Origin of the sequence: Brevibacillus massiliensis, from assembly GCF_000311785.1 — a bacterium.
In the GTDB taxonomy this organism is placed as follows: Bacteria; Bacillota; Bacilli; order Brevibacillales; family Brevibacillaceae; genus Brevibacillus_C; species Brevibacillus_C massiliensis.
Map to the genome: position 1 here is coordinate 26,062 of NZ_HE978556.1, position 14,373 is coordinate 40,434.

Sequence of the window (14,373 nt, forward strand, 5' to 3'; positions counted from 1 at the left end):
ATCCCTTTATTTGGAAAACTTGGAGGGCATTTTTACGTTCTTCATGTTACGGCTCATCTGCTTCAACTGTTTCTGGTTCAAATTCACACCCATGGAACGAGCCATCGCCTGAATTTGCTTCTCATCCATTTGCATCTTGCTGATTTGCTGCTTCAGGTAGTACGTGCCGCCAAAAAAGCCCCCAGCCAAACCGATGATCAAGGTAACAATCGGAATAATCCAATCCCATGCCATAGCTGTATAACCATCCTTTTCTTACAATCTGTCCCGTTCATTTTACCACACCAGACCACGCTGTCCACGTCGTTTTTTCGCAGAGGGCGTACTTCCATCCATACATTTTCTCGCCGGTTTGCATACTACATAAAACAGAGGTGATTCAAATGAGTCCACTGCTCATCATCGACCCCGGCCACGGCGGCCTCGATCCCGGGGGCGGTTCCAACGCGAAGTTTAAGGAAAAGGATATGACCTTGCAAATATCCTTGTACCAATCGCGCCGCTTTCAAGAGCTGAACATCCCCACCGTCATGACCAGGACGACAGATACGACGCTTTCAAGCGAGCAGCGAACGGCTATTGTCCGGAGCAGCGGCGCGCGCTACTGCATCTCCAACCACATCAACTCCGGCGGCGGCCACGGCGCCGAAGCAATTTACTCCATATACTCGCAAGCCACCCTCGCCAAGCACCTGATCGAGGAGCTCGAAATCGCCGGCATGCCTGCCCGCCGGGTCTATACCCGCACCTATCCCGGCAATCCCAAGCTCGATTACTACTTTATGCACCGGGAAACCGGAAGTGTCGAGACAGTCATTCTCGAGTACGGGTTTGCCGACAATCCCGTTGATGCCGGCATGCTGGAGACTGATTGGGAGAAGTTGGCGGAAGCCGTTGTGCGGGGCTTCACGGAGTTCGTCGGCAAGGAGTATAAACCTCCCGTCCCCGCTCAACCGGCCGAGCCGGTTCCTGTTCATTGGAACTCGCTTCCCGCCTGGAAGCGGGAAGGGGTCGACTGGTTGTACGCCCAGGGACTCTTGACCGATCAAGAGTGGCGCGGCCGTATTGACGAGCCTTTGCCGCTGTGGGCAGAGGCGGCTGTGCTCAAGCGGCTCTACGGGAAACTGTCGAACGGCAGGCAATCCTGACTCACACATTCTCTTCCTTTTTGTAGCGGGTCAGCGGCGTGTCGGCGAGTCCGGAGTAGTTCTGTTTTGCGGGAACGCCGACCAGCTCGTCTTCGGGGAACCGGTATGCCGTAAGCTGACCGCCAAACACGCATCCTTGATCGATGTTTAACGTGTTGTTCTTACGCTCCGGCTGCGGCCGCGGATCGTGTCCCCAGACAATCAGCTCGCCGGTGCGGTGCTGCCGAGTCCAATCAAGGCGGATCGGCCGGCCGTCAGCGGAGATCCCGGACACGTCTCCATACCGGCAAAAGTTGGAAACCGCTGGCCCGTCTTTTCCGATGTATTCGTCGCGGATTCCTGCGTGCACCGCCACAGCCTGCACCTTGCCATTTCGCTTCAGCAGCAGATGCGACGGGGCGGAGAAGAGCAGACGACGGCTTGCCTCCCGCAGACTGTCGGCCTTCGCCGCCCCGTACTGCTGGGAGTAGGCGCGAAATTCCGCTTCTACCTTTTCGTCGCCGTGTGCCAGATTGACCCGCCTGCCGTCCAGCCAACGGGCAATTTTCCAGCCGTGGTTGCTGTCCACCATTTCCGCCAAGCCGGCCTCCACATGCCGGATAAAGAATTGAAGCATGCTGATCGAATCGGGTCCTCTGCTGGTAATGTCGCCGAGCGAGATCAGCTTGCGCCCCTTCAGATGCCGATATGTATTCTCTTTTTCGTTGAATTGGTAGCCGAGCTTTTGGATCAACTCGATAAATTCCCCGTAACAGGCGTGCACGTCACCGATTATATCTACACCGCTGTCCGCATGCAGGATATACGGGCGCTTTCGCGGGACTGCCTTCATCGAATCCCTCTCTCTGTTGTGTTCCTATTAGGATTGCCGCAGTTCCAACTGAACATACGCCTGTGCAGGGCCGCATACCGCTCCCGGCGAACAGGAGCAGGTCCTACTTCAGATTGTGCTGATGCACGTAGATGGCCGCCTGCGTCCGGCCTTCCACCCCGAGCTTGGCCAAAATATTGCTGACGTGCGTCTTTACTGTTTTAATGCCGATGATCAGCTGGTCTGCGATCTCCTGATTCGATTTCCCCTGACCAATCAAAAGCAGCACTTCCAATTCCCGCGGCGTCAGCTGTTCATGCGGCGCCTGTTCGTGTCCATGCCGAAACCGGGCCATGATCTTGCCGGCGACGCGCGATTCCAGGACAGGCTCCCCGGCCGCTGCCGCCCGGATGGCCCGTGCGATTTCGGAGGCGCGCGAGGTTTTCAGCAGGTAGCTGAAAGCCCCCGCCTCAATGACCGGATACACCTTTTCGTCATCAACAAAGCTGGTAACCACAATCACTTTGCAGGAAGGGCATGTCTCCCGTATCCTGCGGGTCGCTTCGACTCCGCCGATCCCGTCCATGACCAGATCCATGATGATGACATCGGGCATCAGCTCGTTTGCCATCCGCACCCCTTCCTCGCCGCTGGATGCTTCGCCAACGACTTCGATTCCTTCCTCTGTAGACAGATAGGCTGCCAGTCCCATCCGAACCATCTCGTGGTCGTCCACCAACAATACTCGAATCACGGCTGATCTCCCCCCTTTTGATTGGCTTCCATCACTAACGGAATCCGCACCTCGATCTGCGTCCCCGTACCGGCTGACGAGATGATATCCAGGCTTCCGCCAATTTCGTTTACCCGCTCGCGCATGGAGTGAAGGCCGTATGAGGTCAGTTTTTCGTCATCCGGATCAAACCCGATCCCGTTATCACTGACCCGCAAGCGAACCTGTTCTTTCAAGGTAAACAGCTTCACTTCGATCTTGGCAGCCTGTGAATGGCGCAGGGTATTGGACAAGGCCTCCTGCAGGATCCGGAACAGGTGGTCTTCAATTCCGCTCGGCAGGTCCCCGATCTCTTCCAGCTCCCAGGTGATATCGATCGGATGCTTCTGGGTCAGCTCTTCCAGAAGGTCCGTTACGGCCTCGCGGAGCGGGCGGTCCTGCAGCGTTGCCGGACGAAGGTGGAGGAGCAAGGCCCTCATCTCCGCCTGCGCCGCCGCTGCCATCTCCTCGACCAATTCAATCTGCTGGACGGCCCGTTCCGGGTTCTTCTCCATCAGACGCTTGATCGCTGCGGTCGTCATCGCGATGGCAAACAACTGCTGACTGACCGCATCGTGCAGCTCGCGGGCCAGACGCTGCCGCTCTTCCACAACGGCGGCATGCCTCACCTGCTCGCCCAATGCGGCGTTATGGTTGGACAGTCGCTGCAGGGAAGCCACCTGATCCTCCCACTTCTCGGCGATCCGGTTAAACTGCCAGCCAATCTCCCCGATTTCATCCGTGCCCAGCTCCGGGAGCCGATAGGACAGCAGGCCGCGTTCCAGGTTCATCGTCGCCTGCCGCAGCGTATTTAAGCGCTTTTTCAGCAGGTTGCCGATCACGTAACCGCCTGCAATCCCGACCACTGCCGCCGTCAACAGGGCGAGTAAAAAGAGGCTGGAGACCAGGCCCCAGTTGATCGACTCCGACAGTTGTACGCCGAGATATTGGCTGACCAGCTGCGATAGCCGCGTGCTTGTCCGCATGTAGTGGACAGCGGCGAACAGCACGGCAAAGATCGCTGTGACAATCCCGGCGCTGAGCCACAACAACTGCTTGACGAACTTCCACTGTATACTTCCAAGTCTGCTTTGACGAGCCATGTGAGACGCCCCCTCAGATGTATCTCACATCGACGTCGCCAACAATCAGCGAGACGATTATTTTCACTTTGCGAGCGGCATCGTCATACTGTTCGGCGGTCATGACAACCCGACGGTTCAACCCGCCCTGGCGATGCCCGAATACTTCCAAATCCCCTACCGTCACCTCTGCAGATACGGCTGCGGGAAGATCGGCCGGTACGTAGATCGTCACGTCGCCTACCCAGCCGTTTACAAACAAAAAGGCCTCTTCTTCGAGGATGATCGCCCGTGACAGGTCAATGACGACATCCCCGACACCGTGCCAAATATGAAGCTGCCGCAGTTCAAAGCGGCCTGATGTCAGATGGTAGTCACCGATCAGCGAGCTGCGGCTCTCTCTATGTGAATAATCGCCCGCTTTTGTGAAGCCGGGATCAATTCTCATCCGCTGCCCGGAAGCGGGTTCCTGCTCCGCAGGCGCCTCCGGGCGAGAGCGAATCAAACGCCATCCAAAGTTAATAAACGCGACCGCGATCGCAATCCCGATCACATCGCCGATATCTATGTGAAACCACTGATCCAACAAGATGAGCACGCCGATCCCGCCGACGATCCCGCCCAGCCATCGGCGTCCTCTCGACCACCAGCGCATGCCAAGGTAGACGATCAACAGCGGAAACAAGCTGAACAGATTAAAATCAATCAGATTAAGCGCGTCAAGAAAAAGACCAAAACCGATAAAAACAAGGATAATGCCAACAATCAATTGATTTAATCGCGAGAGTTTCACAGGGTCTTTCCCTCCAAACGCAGCCAGAAGCAATCCTTTATTCCTGCAACCGGCAGGTGTACACAAAAGCAGGCGGGATATTGAAAGGCGTAAATCCGATGTTCACCTTTTTAAATCGTCCTTCCAATTCTGCTTTCATCTGCAGCGAGTACTGAAATGTGACGAACACACCGTCCGGATCCAGTGTTTCCGCCACGTTGTCGAGAATTTCAGCCCTCACTTCGCCGGGAAACACGGCAAACGGCAGCCCGGAAATAATCGCGTCCGCACGCTGCAGGTTCATCTGTTTTACGTAGCGGGCCAAATGAACCGCTTCCGATTGAATCACAAGCCCTGGAAAACGTTCCTTCAGCATCTGCTGAAACTCCGGGTCCTGTTCCACGACAAAAAACTTCGTTTCCGGACGCTTCAGCCGCAGGATTTCTTCCGTAAAGACGCCCGTTCCCGGCCCTAATTCGACAATGGTTTTGGCAGATGACCAAGGAACGTTTTTCATCATTTGTCGACATAAAAATTTCGAACTGGGAGTTACGCTTCCCACACGGGTAGGATTTGAGAAAAAACGTCGCAAGAAGACGAGAAAATCTGACACAGGGCAAACCTCCTAGGGGAAAAGCAGCCCGCTTTTTACGGGCTGCCGAAACTATCAAATCTTGCTATCGGGACAGGTGATCGCCTTGCTCTTCCTGTCTGGTTTCGTCTGTTTTTTTGTCAAACAGCCGCTCTTTGCGCAATGCCAGCTCCTGATCGATATCATCTGCCTCCAAAGCGTCGAGCGAAGAATGCAGACTTCGGAAGCCTTGGTTCCACTGTCCGGTGAGCTCGGCTTCCGCTTCCATCCGCATGACTTTTTCTTCCATACGGGCAAAACCACGGGTCGCGCTTTCACAGCCTATACCATTTATTACGTGATTCAGATGCTTTTGGGTACGGGCTACTTGTGCCCTGGACATCAACGTGTATTTTTTCGCTCTCATCTTGTAGAACTCGTCTTTTAACTGTGCCAGTTTTTCTCGCATTTGCCCTGCTGCTTCTCGGGCCGATTGGTACAGCGCTTCGTTTTCGGAAGCCCGGGTTTCAAAGTATTTTTTGTCAATCAGGGCGCGGCGGGCCAGTTCATCTTCGCCTTCGCTAAGCGCCAGGTTGACTTGCCGCTCCCGCTTCTCCACCATTCTCAAAGCTTCTTCCCACTGCTGACGAAATTTCTTTTCCAGTGCGACCTGCCGGGCCACGGCTACTTCAGCTCGTCCAATCTCCGACTCCATGTCACGCATATACTGGGTCAGCATCACTGCCGGATCTTCCATCGAATCGATCACATCATTGACCGAAGCCACTGTTAAATCACGCAATCTCTTTATGATACCCATGTAAATTCCTCCTCATTTTATCATTACGGTATAGCGGGTCAAGCATTTTTCCTTCTGGATTTTCAGGGACGGCGGGACTGCAGATCGTCTTCCCATCGATCCAGGATGTCCTCCTTAAGTACGCTCCTTGCCCATTTGCGTTCGTAGTACGACACCTCTTCTGCAGACGGCTCCGGATTGCCCCTGATCAGGCGATACCCGAGATAGAGTATCCCGACGGCGATCAACGTGCTGAACAACAAATGGACCTTGCCGGTCAGCATCAAGATGCCGAAGAAGACCAGGAATGCCCCCCAGATACGGGCACCTGATGATTTGGCTGCGAGCACTTTGCTCCCGCCCCAGAAGATGATTGCTCCTGAGATGAGAAAGCCCAGCACGCCTTTGACAAACCCCAAGTGGCCAAGCAAGATGACTACTCCGAGGAACAGCAGCGCGGTTCCGAGAAGCAGCTTCCCTGACCGCTCACTCATCGTACATCCCTCCGTTTTCTTCTTTAACTCCTGCTCACGACTTTATTGTAGACGACCCTTTTTGCGAGTATAACGGGCGGGCGATTGGTTTTTGCGTCCGTCCGAAGGCGGAGAAGCTCGTCCTGCCATGATCGGACAAGCCCCGCTGAAAGCATTCTTTGACGAATAAACCTGCCGCGCGTTTCGGTAATATGACAGGAATTTGTGACGAAATTTTGAACGATTTCGCAAAATAGAGGAAATCCTTGGACAACCTCGAATTATTTTGGTCATTGTGTAAAAAAAATCGAAAAAAGCCGAGTTCCATGGTGGAAACGGGGGAACCAATGTTTTGGGGTGAGTAGCTGTTTCGACAGTTTAGGGAATCCTTTCGCCCGAACCCTTCAGCTAACCTCGTAGGCTTGAGAAAGGAGCAGCTTCTTTGCGTATGCGTAAGTTTGTGTGTTCATTGATTTTGGCTGGAGTGCTTGCCAGCGGAGCCGGTTCGGTGTTTGCAGCGGAAAACCCGCTTCTGGACACCATCGACAACCTTTACGGCGTTCCGTATAAAACGGCAGGAACCACCACCAAAGGGTTTGACTGCTCCGGTTTTACACAATACGTCTTTCAAGCGTTAGACGTCGAGATTCCCCACTCTTCTGCATCACAATACGAGCTAGGGACGGCCGTCTCCAAAGACGAACTGCAACCGGGAGATCTGGTGTTTTTTAACACCAATGGCCACAGCATCTCCCATGTGGGAATCTACATCGGCGACAATATGTTCGCCCACTCCGAAACCGGTAAAGGGGTCACCAAGACATCGCTGAACGATCCCTACTACTGGAGCAAGCGTTACGTCGGAGCAAAGCGCGTAGCTATTCCGGCACTGGAAAAAGCAAAAGAAGATAGCAAAGAGAAAACGGAAAACTAACTTGTTTGGAAGTCAGAGGGCAGCGCCTCTGGCTTTTTCTGACGAAATTTAGTACCAGCTCCCAAGATAACCTCTTAGGAATCCCCCCTACAGACTGTTATTACCACTGTGTATTTCTTCGTTTCGTGATATGATGGGAATGAGAATGTGACGTTGCAGTTGGAGGGGATATAGATTGAAAGAAGAACACATTCTTGTGGTTGACGACAATCAGGAGATCACAGATCTTCTCCAAGATATATTTGAGAGCGAAGGTTTGAAGGTATCTACCGCAAACAGCGGCGCCCAGGCGCTTAGCATGTTGGAAAACGGACTGAATCCTGACCTGATCCTGCTCGACATCATGATGCCGGGCATCAGCGGATACGAACTTTGCGCCCAAATTCGCCGCGAATGGGAAATGCCCATTCTCTTTTTAAGCGCAAAGGGAAAAGCCGTCGACAAAGTCGTGGGCTTTGAGATCGGAGCCGACGATTACATTACCAAGCCCTTTGAGACCGAGGAACTGCTTGCAAGAGTACGCGCTCACCTGCGTCGCTTTGAACGGATTCGCCATATCGGGCAGCGCGAAAACGCCAAGCAGGAAGCTGCAGCAGGGATGAGCCAGCTTTCCTTTAAGGGGCTGGAAATCAACAGAGAAACGTATACGGTCTATGTCAATGACGAAAAGGTAGACCTTTCGACAAAGGAATTTCAGCTTTTGGCCTTTTTAGCGGAAAATCCGGGTGTTGTCTTTACCCGCGAGGAAATCTACGACCGCGTCTGGGGATACGGATACGGCTCGCTCAACACGGTCACGGTGCACATTAAAAACCTGCGCGAAAAGCTGGAGAAGGATCGGACATTTATCAAGACCCAGTGGGGAACCGGCTACGTTTTCATAGGGGAGCGCATTTGAGATGAGAATCGGCACGAAGCTGTTCTTATCTTTTTTTGCGATTATTTTGTTTCATCTGTTAACGTATCAGCTCATCTTCAAAAACATCATCGTCGAGCAAATCAAGAATGACCGTTACGAGCAGTTTTTGAACGAAAAAGTGGCGGCTCAGCGCGTGCTAATCAATCAGCTGATGCGGTCGAACACTTTCAAAGACCCGCTTGAAGTGCATGAACTCGGCTCTGAGCTCCCTGAAGATCTGATGTACAAGGTTACGGTGGAAGACGCCAATGGGACGATTCTCTTTACAAAAGTGTCACAAGCCTACAGTCTGAAGGGGCCTAACAAAAAAGAGGTGGCTGAATACTACTTTCAGCATGACCCGGTCAACCAGGGGCGCACCGTCATCACATTCTATACCGATGAATCGGACATCCTCGCCTCCAAAGGGGTCTCGATGTCGGTCTGGTACATCTACGGCAGCATCCTGCTTCTGGGACTGGTCTTCATGTTCATACTGGTTCGCTGGATCTTGCGGCCGGTGGGTGAGCTTTCGCTTGTCACGCAGGAGATCAGGGACGGCAAACGGTACGTCTCCTTCTCCTACAAGGCAAATGATGAATTTGGCCAATTGTTTCAATATTTCACAGATATGGTGGAAGAGCTGCGCAACTCTGAAGAGCGGCAGCAGGAACTGATCGCCGCCATCGCCCACGACTTCCGCACTCCGCTGACGACGATTAAAGGTTATGCCTCCTTTATCGGTTCTGGAAGGGTCACGGATATGGAACGGATTCAAAACCAGATGAAAAAGATCGGAGGCAAAGTAAACGATCTGGAAAAACTGCTGGATGAACTGCAGGACTTCACCTACCAAAGCAGGCAGCTCCCGCTTGTGCTAAGCCGGATTCACCTGGTTCCTTTCGTCCAAAATATCGCTGAGGAATACGAGGTAAAAGCGCAAGAAGCCGGTTTGCGGTTTGCTTGCAAGATCCGGGTGTCCAAAGAACTGCGCATTGAAGCAGATGAGACAAAGCTTCGCAGAGTTTTGGAAAATTTGCTGAATAACGCCATTCACTACAACAAACCGGAGGGGTCCATCCTCTTGACCTGTGATCAGCGAGAACGTCACGTGCTGTTCTCCGTCATCGACAAAGGGGAGGGAATTGCCGAGGAGGACATCAACAAAATATTTGCCAAGTTTTACCGGGCAGACAAATCACGCAATCGAAATACCGGCGGAACGGGGTTGGGGCTGGCCATTTGCCAAAGCATCGTGCAGCGCCACGGCGGCGAGCTGTCCGTCATCAGCCAGTTGGGGGAAGGCAGCTGCTTCTCCTTTACGATTCCCTTCCACCAGTGAGGATCTTGGCTTGCACGCAAGCGGCATCTCCGCAGCTGACCTGACGGAGATGCCGTCTTTCTTTGTTTGAAGCGGGTTCATTCGCTGAGCCTGGCCAGCGACACTACGGTGTGGTCGATCAGATCGCGCAAATCGCCGATGTTGCCCTCATCGATCTTGCGGTGAAAGTCGAGGGTGATTTTGTTCTCATAGATGTCAGGGGGCCAGCGAAACGGCCTGTGCTCATCCAGCGTCGCAGAGATCTGCTGGGTGATGTGCGGGCGGTCTCCCCAAATTTCGTTTAAAATGCGGACGATCTCATTCGTATCTCTCTCTACATCTTGAACATATGTATAAAAATGGATACAAACCGTGCATCCGATATGTTCTGTCAGCGGCTGTTCCATCAGCTCCCCGGCGATATCGGCCAGTGACGTGCGCAGTTGGAACTGTGCTGTCACCTCGCGTTTGCCGGCGGCTGCTCCCTCAGGCAGGCGAAAATCGATTTGAAACAGCCGCTGGTACACCGCTGTATCGATCAGATCGGCACGGGCTGTGACGAGGATGTCACCGTCAAAATCGCGGTCGTATACCGCTCCCTCCAAAACAACTTTGATATTGTCAAACACAAGGGGGTGGAACATCTGCATTTTCCTCTCCTAACGAAGTCTGGTCTTTTTATCATGCCCGCTTTCTTTGATGCCGGCAAGCAAAAAAAATCCACTTCCCATGTCCGGGTAAAGTGGTGTTTTGCGAGCGTTTCGCTTAGCGTCCGCGTACATTTTCTTTTTCCAATCGTTCCTCCTGACAATGAAAGCATTCCGGCATGTAGGATTCCGCCTGGTCCACGATCGGATTTCCGCAAACGATACAGCATTTTTTCGGCAGTGTAGCAAAGAAAGTACGAACAGCCATCATGTTAATGCCCCCCTCAGATGATCTTGATGTCATTGTATTATAACAACGGGGATTATTCAAAACTTTGTTATATTACATTACAGCCGTTTATCGCCGCGAAACGTGCAGAATCTTCGTTATTCTTTCATACGCTCTGTATTGTAACTAAGTTGATTTTTTTCTTCTGTATTAATACAAAAAAACGGAATACTGTAAAGTACTCCGCCCTACACTGCCTCGTATATCTCTTCGTAACGCTTGCTGATTTCCTCTTGGCTCAAACCCAACTCGCGCAACCGGTTGATCATCGCTCCCGTCCAGATCCCGGTGCGCTCCTCCATTTTTTTGTACTTCTTCGCGTCCTTCGTGCGGCGCTTCGCCCGATCTTCGCTGTTCGCCTTGAGGTTATCGAGGATAAACAGCATCTTCAAGCCTTGTTCCTCATCGAGCTGCTGCCATCCTTCATTTAAGAAGTTGATGACCTCTTTATAATAGCGGTCAAATTCCTCGAAAGAAATCTCGGTATCCATGTTCAGGTATTCTTTCATTTGCTCAAACAAAGCGTCTACCATCCAACCCATTCCTTTCATTTGCTCTGCAACCCATTATAGTGAAAATACCGCAGAAAGTCTATTCTGATGGATGAGGAGTTCTTGCCTGTGTTTCTGTATAATAAGGAGGCAAATGGATGAAGGAGCGAACAGTACGATGACAAAACGCCTACAACAGACAGACGTCCCGCTGCGCCCCGGACAGCAGGTGACCTTAACGATAAAAAGCCTCGGCATCAATGGAGAAGGCATTGGCTATTACAAGAAAAAAATCGTGTTCGTCCCCGCTGCTCTCCCCGGGGAAGTGGTTAATGCGGAAATCACCAGCGTACAGGAACGCTACGCTACGGCACGCCTGGTCAAGCTGAAAGAGCGCTCCCCGGACCGCGTTCAGCCCCCCTGCCCGCTGTATGAAGCCTGCGGCGGCTGCAGCCTGCAGCATCTCGACTATCAGGCACAATTGGCGAGCAAACAATCCCTGGTGGTGGAAGCGCTGCAAAAGTACGCAAAACTGACCGACCCTCCGGTGCGGCCGACAATCGGCATGACTGATCCCTGGAAATACCGGAATAAAGCGCAATTTCAAGTCGGACGGCAAGGCGGGAAGCTGGTCGCCGGATTGTACAAAAGCGGCAGTCACGAGCTTGTCGACCTGGAGGGCTGTCTCATCCAGCACCCCTCCACCAACGAGATAACCGAGAAAGCCAAGCAGATCATCGATGCACTCGGCATCCCCAGCTACGACGAGCGGAAGCGGACAGGCGTCATTCGCACGATCGTCTCGCGCGTCGCCTTTGCCACCGGTGAGACACAGCTCACGCTGGTCACGGCGACCGACGAGATTCCTCACCTGCGGGAGCTGATACTGGAGCTGCGGTATCACCTGCCGTCGCTGGTCAGCATCGTGCAGAACGTCAATCCGAAAAAAACTTCAGTCGTCTTCGGAGAGACCACCAAAGTCCTGTGGGGGAAACCGTCGATCGCCGAAAGTCTGGGCGATTTGTCGTTCGACCTGTCGGCGCGGGCCTTTTTTCAGTTGAATCCGGAGCAGACAACCAAGCTGTACAATGAAGTGAAGGCGGCCGCCGGACTTGGCGGCGAGGAGTACGTCTTGGACCTGTACTGCGGAACAGGGACGATTTCTCTGTGGCTGGCTCCTTTTGCGCGGGAAGTCCGGGGAATCGAGATCATCCCCGAAGCGGTGGAAGACGCCCGCCAAAACGCCAAAAACAACGGCATCACCAACGCCCATTTTTACACCGGCCGAGCGGAAGTCATTATGCCGAAGCGGGCCAAACAAGGGCTGAAGCCGGATGTCGTCGTCGTCGATCCGCCGCGCACCGGCCTTGACCCCGCCCTGATCAACAGCCTGCTGGACGTTCGCCCGGAGCGGATCGTCTATGTCTCCTGCAATCCCTCGACGCTGGCTAAAGATCTGAGTCGGCTGCTGGGAGAGTACGAGTTGAAGTATGTGCAGCCGGTGGATATGTTTCCGCATACGGCGCATGTGGAGTGCTGTTCACTGTTAGTGTGGAAGGAAAAAACAGTATGACTGATATAAAGAAAGACGAAAATTTGTTTGCAAGTGGAAAGGAATAATGAAATATGACAGAAAAATTGCGGGAGATCATAAATGACTTGACTGAAAAAGAAGCAAAAACATTGATATATCATGTATTCCTAAGAGTGAATCTTGTAGAAGAAACAAAATATAGCCAAGAACAATTTTTTAAAGATATCAGCCGGACATATAAACGGGTATTGAACTACAAAACCCGTCAGGAAAAGAAGAAAGGGAACGGTCAATACAAAAAGGTTCATATTATTTTCGGTGATTCTGCTTCAGGATGCCTCCGCATGGCGCTTAAGGGCTTAGGAGTACAGCAGGAGGAGAAGGTTATAACGTTTTCTGATCTCTTCTCCATCGGTCCAGTATGGCAATTGCATACAGAGGAAGGACAAAAGCTTAGAGAAGAATGGTTTAGTAAGCATTTTGGCTACACTGAAGAAGAGGCTACACACTATACACAGTGCTTTCAACATACATTGAACGAAATTTGCTCGATTCCTTCCGATGTCCCGATTACTATTTGGACGGGAGAAAATGCTACTGAGCAGACCGGACTCAGATTTGCTTTGTTTCTTTTGAGAGAGAAAACAAATGATATTTTTATCATCAATGCTGCAGATACTCATAAACGACTGTTCGATCAACCGGAACGTACGTATGTTATTCGGTATACAGGTGAAATTGCGCCGGAACGCTTACATGCCATCTATGAAGCGAACAGGACAATTCAACCACTGACTCTTCACAACAGGGAAGGACTTACTGCAGAATGGCTTCGTCTTGCGGATACATACGAAGTGTTGCGTATTTGGGAAAATCCATGTGTGGAAAGTGTTTCGGAGGAGTATTTTGACCTCAATATTATCCAGGCAGCTCAGGAGCTCCATCGCCAGCAGAAGCAGAAAGACTTCCTGAAAGCAGCGAGGGTTATAGGGGAAGCTCTGGGAAGGATAGAGCAGCATATTGGCGACGAGTTTTTAGAATATCGGCTCAGGATGTTGATAAGTCGAAATGTTTTTGATGCAACAGGAAGTCTGGAAGCGATGAGGTACTATAGTGTCCAGTTACGTTAATGTGATTGGTCTACACATGTGGAGTGCTGTTCACTGTTAGTACGGAAGGACCATTAAAACGGAGATCTATTGATGCATATAGAAAAGAAGGGCGGAGAACCCCTTCTTTTTCGTTTTACACGTTTACAGGCTTTAAGTTGCTTTGATTGTTGAACCTTGCCAATGCAGATACCAAATTTGCCTTAATCTAATTGGAGCAATTCGCTTTTGTAACTCTGTTCAAGACGCTTCGGCCAAGAGGTGAAATTAAATGAACGCGTCGTCAACATGTGTAAGCTGATCGACGGAACCGACCGTGACAAGCTTGCGTAGGGCTTCATCTGCAATTGCGGCTCTGCGAGTGCTATGGCTACTCCATTCTCCCCAGATCGTTCAGCGGCTCATCGGATACCATCAAGGATAGGCCCGATTGCCGGTGCAATAACCAACTTTGCAAAAGCAGTTCCAAACCAGTTGAGATCGGGCCAGTATTTTGTTCTTGGAGGAAGCACAATTCCATGATAAGACGGACAAGGCGGCATCAAGAGCCATTTTTCTAACGTCAGTTCGGTGTTCGAATCGACCAAAGTTGTGAAGTTAGCCAGTTGTCAATGCTCTCCCATGCCTCCTTAACAGCCCGGGGAATCACGCAGTTTAACGGGCTCATTATACGTATTCCCCGTTACTGGTATTTGCCCGTTCATAACCAAATTTGTTTTTAA

The 14,373-nt window shown here is 51.9% G+C and carries 17 protein-coding genes and 1 riboswitch; of the genes, 6 read left to right on the top strand and 11 right to left on the bottom strand.

Annotation, left to right across the window (positions count from 1 at the left end; genetic code table 11):
- Positions 1–6: 6 nt before the first annotated feature.
- Entirely contained in the window at positions 7–234 is a 228-nt protein-coding gene (locus HGBM_RS25115; protein ID WP_019123840.1) for a YneF family protein, read from the bottom strand.
- 149 nt (positions 235–383) lie between these two features.
- On the opposite strand from HGBM_RS25115, the gene HGBM_RS25120 reads away from it, so the two are divergent.
- A complete protein-coding gene (locus tag HGBM_RS25120) occupies positions 384–1,148 on the top strand; it encodes an N-acetylmuramoyl-L-alanine amidase (protein WP_019123841.1) in 765 nt (254 codons plus the stop codon).
- 1 nt (position 1,149) lies between these two features.
- Here the strand turns inward: HGBM_RS25120 and prpE are convergent, their stop codons facing one another.
- The 7 genes from prpE to HGBM_RS25155 form a co-directional block, all read right to left on the bottom strand.
- On the bottom strand, positions 1,150–1,980 hold the full coding sequence (gene prpE / locus HGBM_RS25125) for a bis(5'-nucleosyl)-tetraphosphatase PrpE (protein WP_019123842.1): 831 nt from the start codon (positions 1,978–1,980) through the stop codon (positions 1,150–1,152).
- Positions 1,981–2,083: 103 nt separating this feature from the next.
- Positions 2,084–2,713: a response regulator gene (locus tag HGBM_RS25130; protein ID WP_019123843.1), complete on the bottom strand. Its 630-nt coding sequence runs from the start codon at positions 2,711–2,713 to the stop codon at positions 2,084–2,086.
- The gene (locus HGBM_RS25135) at positions 2,710–3,834 is read right to left on the bottom strand and encodes a HAMP domain-containing sensor histidine kinase (protein WP_019123844.1); all 1,125 of its coding nucleotides are present in this window, start codon (positions 3,832–3,834) and stop codon (positions 2,710–2,712) included. The genes HGBM_RS25130 and HGBM_RS25135 overlap by 4 nt, the downstream gene beginning before the upstream one ends.
- A gap of 13 nt (positions 3,835–3,847) precedes the next feature.
- Positions 3,848–4,606 carry a cell wall-active antibiotics response protein LiaF gene (liaF, locus tag HGBM_RS25140; protein ID WP_019123845.1) on the bottom strand — a complete coding sequence of 253 codons (759 nt, stop codon included), beginning with the start codon at positions 4,604–4,606 and terminating at the stop codon, positions 3,848–3,850.
- Positions 4,607–4,643: 37 nt separating this feature from the next.
- A complete protein-coding gene (locus HGBM_RS25145) occupies positions 4,644–5,198 on the bottom strand; it encodes a class I SAM-dependent methyltransferase (RefSeq protein ID WP_026074647.1) in 555 nt (184 codons plus the stop codon).
- A gap of 64 nt (positions 5,199–5,262) precedes the next feature.
- Positions 5,263–5,976 (bottom strand): PspA/IM30 family protein, encoded by a 714-nt coding sequence (locus tag HGBM_RS25150; protein WP_019123847.1) that lies wholly within the window; start codon positions 5,974–5,976, stop codon positions 5,263–5,265.
- Positions 5,977–6,038: 62 nt separating this feature from the next.
- Complete coding sequence (locus HGBM_RS25155; protein ID WP_019123848.1) at positions 6,039–6,449, bottom strand: LiaF transmembrane domain-containing protein; 411 nt, start codon at positions 6,447–6,449, stop codon at positions 6,039–6,041.
- A gap of 284 nt (positions 6,450–6,733) precedes the next feature.
- Positions 6,734–6,867, top strand: a riboswitch (cyclic di-AMP (ydaO/yuaA leader).
- Positions 6,868–6,876: 9 nt separating this feature from the next.
- Here HGBM_RS25155 and HGBM_RS25160 point away from each other — a divergent pair.
- The 3 genes from HGBM_RS25160 (at position 6,877) to HGBM_RS25170 (ending at position 9,602) form a co-directional block, all read left to right on the top strand.
- Entirely contained in the window at positions 6,877–7,362 is a 486-nt protein-coding gene (locus tag HGBM_RS25160) for a C40 family peptidase (protein ID WP_019123849.1), read from the top strand.
- A gap of 175 nt (positions 7,363–7,537) precedes the next feature.
- Positions 7,538–8,260: a response regulator transcription factor gene (locus tag HGBM_RS25165; protein ID WP_019123850.1), complete on the top strand. Its 723-nt coding sequence runs from the start codon at positions 7,538–7,540 to the stop codon at positions 8,258–8,260.
- A gap of 1 nt (position 8,261) precedes the next feature.
- Positions 8,262–9,602 (top strand): sensor histidine kinase, encoded by a 1,341-nt coding sequence (locus tag HGBM_RS25170; RefSeq protein WP_019123851.1) that lies wholly within the window; start codon positions 8,262–8,264, stop codon positions 9,600–9,602.
- A 77-nt stretch (positions 9,603–9,679) separates the two neighbouring features.
- Here the strand turns inward: HGBM_RS25170 and HGBM_RS25175 are convergent, their stop codons facing one another.
- The 3 genes from HGBM_RS25175 to HGBM_RS25185 form a co-directional block, all read right to left on the bottom strand.
- Entirely contained in the window at positions 9,680–10,225 is a 546-nt protein-coding gene (locus tag HGBM_RS25175) for a hypothetical protein (RefSeq protein ID WP_026074648.1), read from the bottom strand.
- A 121-nt stretch (positions 10,226–10,346) separates the two neighbouring features.
- The gene (gene yhfH, locus HGBM_RS29950) at positions 10,347–10,499 is read right to left on the bottom strand and encodes a protein YhfH (protein ID WP_019123853.1); all 153 of its coding nucleotides are present in this window, start codon (positions 10,497–10,499) and stop codon (positions 10,347–10,349) included.
- Positions 10,500–10,705: 206 nt separating this feature from the next.
- Positions 10,706–11,050, bottom strand: a complete 345-nt coding sequence (locus HGBM_RS25185) for a hypothetical protein (RefSeq protein ID WP_019123854.1) — start codon at positions 11,048–11,050, stop codon at positions 10,706–10,708.
- Positions 11,051–11,186: 136 nt separating this feature from the next.
- Between HGBM_RS25185 and rlmD the strand changes: the two genes are divergently transcribed.
- Positions 11,187–12,581, top strand: a complete 1,395-nt coding sequence (rlmD, locus tag HGBM_RS25190) for a 23S rRNA (uracil(1939)-C(5))-methyltransferase RlmD (protein WP_035288034.1) — start codon at positions 11,187–11,189, stop codon at positions 12,579–12,581.
- Positions 12,582–12,634: 53 nt separating this feature from the next.
- Positions 12,635–13,672 carry a DUF1835 domain-containing protein gene (locus HGBM_RS25195; RefSeq protein ID WP_019123856.1) on the top strand — a complete coding sequence of 346 codons (1,038 nt, stop codon included), beginning with the start codon at positions 12,635–12,637 and terminating at the stop codon, positions 13,670–13,672.
- The last annotated feature ends 701 nt before the right edge of the window (positions 13,673–14,373 follow it).

Bases quoted from the DNA above. Each gene is read 5' to 3' on its own strand.
- HGBM_RS25150 (WP_019123847.1), bottom strand. From the start codon at position 5,976: ATGGGTATCATAAAGAGATTGCGTGATTTAACAGTGGCTTCGGTCAAT.
- HGBM_RS25185 (WP_019123854.1), bottom strand. From the start codon at position 11,050: ATGGTAGACGCTTTGTTTGAGCAAATGAAAGAATACCTGAACATGGAT.
- HGBM_RS25195 (WP_019123856.1), top strand. From the start codon at position 12,635: ATGACAGAAAAATTGCGGGAGATCATAAATGACTTGACTGAAAAAGAA.
- prpE (WP_019123842.1), bottom strand. From the start codon at position 1,980: ATGAAGGCAGTCCCGCGAAAGCGCCCGTATATCCTGCATGCGGACAGC.
- yhfH (WP_019123853.1), bottom strand. From the start codon at position 10,499: ATGATGGCTGTTCGTACTTTCTTTGCTACACTGCCGAAAAAATGCTGT.
- rlmD (WP_035288034.1), top strand. From the start codon at position 11,187: ATGACAAAACGCCTACAACAGACAGACGTCCCGCTGCGCCCCGGACAG.
- HGBM_RS25135 (WP_019123844.1), bottom strand. From the start codon at position 3,834: ATGGCTCGTCAAAGCAGACTTGGAAGTATACAGTGGAAGTTCGTCAAG.
- HGBM_RS25155 (WP_019123848.1), bottom strand. From the start codon at position 6,449: ATGAGTGAGCGGTCAGGGAAGCTGCTTCTCGGAACCGCGCTGCTGTTC.
- HGBM_RS25120 (WP_019123841.1), top strand. From the start codon at position 384: ATGAGTCCACTGCTCATCATCGACCCCGGCCACGGCGGCCTCGATCCC.
- HGBM_RS25170 (WP_019123851.1), top strand. From the start codon at position 8,262: ATGAGAATCGGCACGAAGCTGTTCTTATCTTTTTTTGCGATTATTTTG.
- HGBM_RS25160 (WP_019123849.1), top strand. From the start codon at position 6,877: ATGCGTAAGTTTGTGTGTTCATTGATTTTGGCTGGAGTGCTTGCCAGC.
- HGBM_RS25115 (WP_019123840.1), bottom strand. From the start codon at position 234: ATGGCATGGGATTGGATTATTCCGATTGTTACCTTGATCATCGGTTTG.
- HGBM_RS25175 (WP_026074648.1), bottom strand. From the start codon at position 10,225: ATGTTCCACCCCCTTGTGTTTGACAATATCAAAGTTGTTTTGGAGGGA.